The sequence below is a fragment of the Streptomyces exfoliatus genome (genome assembly GCF_000725545.1).
Taxonomy (GTDB): domain Bacteria; phylum Actinomycetota; class Actinomycetes; order Streptomycetales; family Streptomycetaceae; genus Streptomyces; species Streptomyces exfoliatus.
In genome coordinates this window covers 60930-68024 of sequence record NZ_JNZP01000030.1, presented here as the reverse complement: position 1 = coordinate 68024, position 7095 = coordinate 60930, and the positions used below count along the sequence as shown (strand labels likewise).

General features: G+C 73.4%; 3 protein-coding genes. All 3 read left to right on the top strand.

Translation table 11 applies throughout. The features are described from left to right. Positions 1 to 5365 (top strand): non-ribosomal peptide synthetase (locus IO20_RS37805; protein ID WP_157850821.1); only part of this gene is annotated, 5365 nt, incomplete at its 5' end. A 69-nt stretch (positions 5366 to 5434) separates the two neighbouring features. Then, positions 5435 to 6553, top strand: coding sequence for a flavin-containing monooxygenase (locus IO20_RS0129590; protein ID WP_051874830.1), 1119 nt, complete (start codon positions 5435 to 5437; stop codon positions 6551 to 6553). Continuing rightward, positions 6550 to 6999: a hypothetical protein gene (locus tag IO20_RS0129585; RefSeq protein WP_030555367.1), complete on the top strand. Its 450-nt coding sequence runs from the start codon at positions 6550 to 6552 to the stop codon at positions 6997 to 6999. The genes IO20_RS0129590 and IO20_RS0129585 overlap by 4 nt, the downstream gene beginning before the upstream one ends. Positions 7000 to 7095 lie beyond the last annotated feature (96 nt).

Here is a 7095-nt window from a genome sequence, read left to right as displayed (position 1 = left end):
ATGGCCCACCACCCTCACCCCCTACCGCACCCACACCATCGAACTCCCCGCCTACCCCTTCCAACGCCAGCACTACTGGCTCACACCCGAACCCGCCGCCGCCCCGAGCAGCAGCAGCTCGGGCGTGCGGGAACAACCGGCCGAGACGGTCGCCCTGTTGGGCGTACGACTGCCGTCGTCGCCGCTCGCGCAGGCGCAGTTCGCGCCCCGGCTCGACCCGATGGCGCACCCCTGCCTCGGCGACTTCGTGGTCGGGGGCCGGCCGGTGGTCAGCGCCGGTGTGTTCGTCGAGTCGCTGATCGAGGCGGTCTCCGAACTGGCCGGTCCCGGTCCGGTGTCCGTCGAGGACCTGGAGCTGCCCGCGGATCTGGTGCTCGAACCGGTCGGGGCCGCCGACGGGCCGGCCGGCGAGCGCGCCGCCCAGCTCATCGTGGACCAGGACCTGTTCCGCTACTACGCCCAGGACGCGGCCGGCGGTTGGCAGCTGCACGCTCAGGGCCGGGCCCGGTCGGGTGCGTCGGCCGCCCCCACGGTGACGCTCGCTCCGGTCGGATCGGGCCGCGAGCTGACCGGCGACGAGCTCTACCGACTGCTGTGGCAGCGCGCGATGTACCTGGGTTCCGCGGCCCGCTGGGTGGAGCGGATCAGGCTCGGCCGTGGTGAGGCCACCGCCGAGATCCGGTCCGCCCTGGCCGGTGAGGCGGACGCGTACCTGCTGCACCCCGGGCTCGTCGACGCGATGTTCCAGACGGCGCTGGCCTGCTTCCCCTCGGACGGCCCGGCCCTCGTGCCGGTCGGTCTCGACCGCTTCGTGCACTACCACCGCGGCGGCCCCCAGGACGGGCTCCGATGTCACGCCGAACTGTTCGACGACGGCACACGGGCGCGTATCCGGCTCGTCGGCGCGCACGGCCGGCTGGTCGCCGAGGCCGACGGCGTGCGCTTCGCCCCGGCCCTGACCCGACCGGCGGCGCAGCCCCCGGCCGTACGGGCACCCGTGGCCGGTGTCCCGACGCCCCTGGCTGTCGCCCCGTCGGCCCCGACAGCGACCCCGGCCCCGGCACCGGCCGACGCGCCCGAGGCCGCGCCCGCCATGACGCCCGTGGCCGTGCGGACTCTCGTGACCCGCATCGTCGCCCGGGCCCTCGGTACCGTGGCGGCCAGGCTCGACGCCGGGCAGCCGTTGCAGGCGCTCGGTCTCGACTCGCTGATCGCGATGAAGATCCGGACGACGCTGAACCGCGAGTTCGAGGTCCTGCTGCCGATGACGGCGTTCCTCAGCGGCCGCAGCACCGACGACATCGCGGGAGACGTGCTCGCCGCACTCGGCGGCGAGCAAGGCGACCCCGTAGAGGCGGAGACCCCGCAGGCCGACGACGGGGCCGCCGTGACGTCGGCGGACGACGCCGAACGCTATGAGCCGTTCGGCCTGACCGACCTCCAGCAGGCGTACCTCGTCGGCCGCGGTGACGCCTTCGAGCTCGGGAACACCTCCACGTACTTCCAGGTCGAGATCGACCTGGAGAACGTGGACCTCGACCGGCTCGGGGCATCCCTCCGGGCGATGATCGACCGCCACGACATGCTGCGCGCGGTCTTCACCGCCGAGGGCGAGCAGCGCGTCCAGCGCGACGTCCCCGCCTATGTGCTCCGCGAGACCGACGTCTCCGGCCTGGATCCGGCCGAGCGCGAGGCCGCGCTGACCGCCGTCCACGAGGAGATGCGGCACCAGGTCTTCGACACCGCCCGCTGGCCGCTGTTCGACGTGCGGGTGACCCGAGTCGACGACCGGACGATACGGCTGCACGCCGGCTTCGACGCCCTGATCATCGATGGTTTCAGCACGTCGATCCTGTTCAAGGAGTGGGCCGCGCACTACCGCGGCGAGACGCTGCCCGCGCTGGACCTTCGCTACCGGGACTACGTGCGGCAGGCCCGTGCCCTGGAGGAGGGGCCGGAGTACGACCGGGCGCTCGCCTACTGGCGGGACCGGCTCGACACCCTGCCGCCCGCGCCCCAGCTGCCGCTGGCGGTCGACCCGTCGACCCTGGAGCGGCCGGTGTTCAACCACCGTGGCGCGACCCTGTCGGTGGAGGACTGGGCCCGGTTCAAGGAGCATGCGACGACGGCCGGGGTCAGTCCGTCGGCGGCCCTGTGCACGGCGTACGCGCAGGTGATCGCGGAGTGGAGCGCGACTCCCGACTTCTCCCTGAACCTGCTGTACTTCAACCGGCTGCCGCTGCATCCGCAGGTCGGCGACGTCATCGGCAACTTCTCCACCACCCTGATGCTGGAGATCCGCGACTCGGCCGGCGACGCGTTCGCCGCCCGCGCCGCCGAGGTCCAGAGCCGGCTGTGGAGCGACATGGAGCACAGCCAGGTCAGCGGCGTGCAGGTGCTCAGGGAGCTGAACCGGGCCCGTGGCGCCTCGGTGCGGGCCGCCGCGCCGGTCGTCTTCACCAGTCTGGTGAACTTCGCGGGCCAGCAGGACACCGAGCAGCGGGGTGTCGTGCAGTACCTGGCCGGGATCGGTGAGAACGGCCGTCAGGTGAGCAGTTCGGTCCGCACCCCGCAGGTGTGGCTGGACCACCAGGCGGTCGAGGAGGCCGGTGCCCTCGTCCTGAACTGGGACGTGATCGAGGAGCTGTTCCCGGCGGGCTGCGTCGACGCCATGTTCGCCGCTTATCTGCGGGTGCTGCACGACCTGTCGCGCGACCCCGCGGCCTGGCAGCGGCCCAGGCCCGCGCTCACGCCGGCCGCCGACCTGGACGTGCGGGCCGCGGCCAACGCCACCGAGGGCCCCATGCCCGAAGGGCTGCTGCACGACGCGGTGCTCGCGCAGGCCGCTGCCACGCCCGACGCGCCCGCGGTCGTCTCTCCGGCGCTGGCCCTGACGTACGGGGACCTCGACCGCAGGTCCAACCAGGTGGGGCACGCGCTGCAGGCGCAGGGGGTGGGCCCCGGCGACCTGGTGGCGATCGTCATGGACAAGGGCTGGGAGCAGGTCGTCGCGGCCCTCGGCATCCTGCGGGCCGGGGCGGCGTACGTCCCGATCGACGCCGGCGTCCCCGCCGAGCGGCTGCACGTGCTCCTGGACAGTGCCGGGATCGGTCACGTCGTCACCCAGCCCTGGGTGGACGACACGGCGGACTGGCCGCAGGGTGTGCTGAGGACCGTGGTCCGGGCCGACGACCGGGGTGAGGAACGCCCGCTCGGCCCGTCCGGTGCCAAGGCCACCGACCTCGCGTACGTGATCTTCACCTCGGGTTCCACGGGGACGCCCAAGGGCGTGATGATCGAGCACGGCGCGGCCCTGAACACGGTGGCGGACGTCAACGAGCGATACGGCGTCACCTCGGCGGACCGGGCGCTCGGACTGTCCGCGATGCACTTCGACCTGTCGGTCTACGACGTGTTCGGACTGCTCTCGGTGGGCGGCGCCCTGGTCCTGCCCGAACCGGCCGCGCACCGCGAACCCGCCCGCTGGGCGGAGCTCGTCGCCGAGCACGGGGTGACCGTCTGGAACAGCGTGCCCGCGCTGATGGAGATGTTCACCGAGCACGCCCTCGCGAACGGCCTCACCGGGCTGCCGGTGCGGCTCGTCATGATGAGCGGCGACTGGATCCCGGTGACGCTGCCCGGCCGGATCCGGCTGCTGCTCCCGGAGGCCGAGCTGTGGAGCCTCGGCGGCGCCACGGAGGCGTCGATCTGGTCGATCCTTCACCCCATCGGGGAGGTCGAAGACGACTGCGTGAGCATCCCCTACGGCAAGGCGATGCGTAACCAGCGCTTCTACGTGCTCGACGGCGCGCTGCGGCCGTGCCCGGTGTGGGTGCCGGGTGACCTGTACATCGCCGGGGCCGGTCTGGCCCGCGGCTACCTGAACGACGAGGCCAAGACCCGGGCCGCGTTCCTGCACCACCCGGACACCGGTGAGCGTCTCTACCGCACCGGCGACCTGGGGCGCTTCCTTCCTGACGGCTCCATCGAGTTCCTCGGCCGGCAGGACTCGCAGGTGAAGATCCAGGGCTACCGCATCGAGCTGGGCGAGGTGGAGGCCGCCCTCACCCAGTGCGAGGGGATACGGTGCGCGGCCGTCGTCGCGGCGGGCGAACAGCACGGGCCCAAGCGGCTGATCGCGTACGTCGTCCTCGACGAGGGGCGCGAGGACACCGAGCGGGAGATCACGGAGGCGCTGCGCCAGGTCGTCCCGCAGCATCTGGTGCCGCAGCGCGTCCTCGTCCTCGACGAGCTGCCGCTCAGCGACAACGGGAAGGTCAACCGGGCGGCGCTGCCCGCGCCCGACGAGATCGCGGTGGAGGGCGCCGGGTTCGTCGCGCCCCGCGACGACGTCGAGCGCCGGCTCGCGGAGATCTGGGCGGAGTTCTTCGGCGTGACCGAGATCGGGGTGACCGCGAGCTTCTTCGAACTCGGCGGTGACTCGCTGCTCGCGGTGCGGCTGATGTCCAGGATCGCCCGTGGCCTGGGCCGCAGTCTGCCGCTGTCCAGCCTCTTCGCCCGGCCGACCATCGAACTCCTCGCCCAGGCGGTCCGGGACACCGGCGCCGGCGAGGAGGGCCGCGGGGCGCTCGTCCCGGTGCGCACCACCGGTTCGCGGACTCCGCTGGTGTTCGTCCACCCGGTCGGCGGCGACGTGCTCTGCTACGCGGAACTCGCCGAACTCCTCGGTGCGGAGCAGCCGTTCTACGCGCTCCAGCTGCCCGACGTGGAGCTGCGGAGCGTGGAGGACATGGCGGCCCACTACGCGGAGGCCGTCAGGGAGGCGCTGCCCGACGGGCCGTACCGGCTCGGCGGCTGGTCGATGGGCGGGGTGATCGCCCTGGAGATGGCGGCCCGGCTCACCGCGGCGGGCGCCGAGGTGGAGCTCCTCGCCGTGGTCGACCTGATCGAGCGGCCCGGTCCCGCCGAGGGGGCGCCCGTCTCCGACGAGGTGCTGCTGTCCTGGTTCGCCAGGGACCTGGCGGGGCTCGCCGGGGTGGACTGGGAGCTGGCGCCGGAGGCGTTCGACGGGCGTCCGCCGGTGGAGGTGCTGCACGCGGAGGCCCGTGCCGCGGGTGCGTTGTCCGAGGACATCGACCTCGGCACCCTGAGCCGTATCGTCGGCCGGTTCCAGAGCAACTACCGGGCGCTGCTGCGCTACGCGCCGAGCAGTTTCGCCGGGCGGGTGGTGTCGCTGCGGGCCGCGGACGGCGGCGCGACGGTCGAGACCGCGTCCCGCTGGATGGAGTACTTCACCGGTGACGCGACCCTCGTCGACGTACCCGGCGACCACTACACGGTGATGCGCGGCGAGCGGCTGCGCGTCCTCGCCGGTGAGCTGCGCCGGGCCCTCGACGCCCACTGACCCGAACCGGCCGGGCCGCCCGTGCGGGCGGCCCGGCCGGCCCCGAGAAGCGAAGTGAGGACACTCTGTATGCGAACTGATCAGACCGACCCGAAACGGCGGCCGACGAGCGGGCTGCCGGCCACCGTGCCGGTCGCCGTCATCGGAGCGGGCCAGTCCGGCCTCGCCGTCGGGTACCACCTGCGGCGGGCCGGCGTACCGTGCGTGCTGCTCGACGCGGGGAGCGAGGTCGGCGAGACCTGGCAGCGTCGCTGGGACTCGCTGACGCTGTTCACGTCGGCGCAGTTCTCCGGCCTGCCGGGCCTGCCCTTCCCCGGCCACGGCGCGCACTACCCCGGCAAGGACGAGGTCGTGGCGTACCTGCGCGACTACGCCGAGCGGTTCGACCTGCCGGTGCTCACCGACCATCCGGTCCTCTCGCTGCGCAGGGACGGTGACGGCTATCTGCTGTCGACCCCCCACGGTGACTGCCGGGCCGACCGGGTCGTGATCGCGACCGGGGCGTTCGGCACGCCCCGGATCCCGGATCTCGCCGCCGGGCTGAGCCCGGACGTACCCACCCTGCACACCAGCGACTACCGGGGTCCCGCCCAGGTGGCGCCGGGCACGGTGGTGGTCGTCGGCGACGGCAACTCGGGCCGGCAGATCGCCGGGGAACTGGCCGGCACCCATGACGTGGTGCTGAGTTGCAGCGAGGCGGTGTCACCGCCGCTGCCGCAGACCGTCGTCGGCCGGGACATGTTCTGGTGGATGAGCGTCCTCGGGGTGATGAGCCTGCCGGTGAACATGCAGGCACCCGACCCCGTCGTCGGCGACCGGGTGCCCGAGCTCGTCGCGGCGGGCCGGATACGGACGGTGGGCCGGGTCACCGGAGCGGAGGGCGCCGAGCTGCTGGTCGCCGGCGGCGAGCGCGTCAAGCCGTCCACGGTGATCTGGGCGACCGGATTCCGCACCGACTGGAGCTGGCTCGACCCGGAGATGCTCGACGAGGCCGGGGAGCCGCGGCAGACGGAGGGCATCGGGTCGGTGCCCGGCAGCTATTACCTGGGCCTGTACCGGATGCGTACCCGAGGCTCCGCGCTGATCGGCTTCGTCGGCCGGGACGCCGAACACGTCGCGGCGGCGATCACGACCGCCGCCCACGGAACCACGGCCGCTTCCCCCGCGGCAGAAGGCGAGCCGTCATGACCACCGAGATCTCCACCCCCGCCGGCTCCGTCGAACTCGACGTCCTGGGGGCGTTGTTGGCGTTCGACTTCATCGGGTTCGCGCAGAAGTCCGCCGCCCTCGACCCCGCCGGCCCGCATTACGGGCGGGCGGTCGGCGTCGCCTTCGGGCTCGCGGCCCGGCGCCGCTTCCCGGAGGGCGCGACGCCGGAGGAGGTCGACGGCTACGTCGCGGACTTCCTCGGCTCGCTGGAGGCCGGCGCGGAGGACTTCGACCCGGCGTTCCTCGCCCGCCTGATCACCGGCGGTCTGGACGAGGGCACGGCGCCCGGCGGTGAGCACCCGGATCCCGAGACGACGATCCAGGCCCGTCTGGTGCTGACGCTCCGGCTGGTACGGGAACTGGGCCTCGACGCCGACGGGCAGCGGGAGCTGCTCGCGGAGGCGGCACGGCGTTCGGCGGCCTGAGGCGTACGGGAGGCGGCGCTCCGGGCGATCCGGGGCGCCGCCCCCGCCGCTCAGGCGCACGGGCGGCGCCCCCGCCGCTCAAGCACAGGGGCGCCG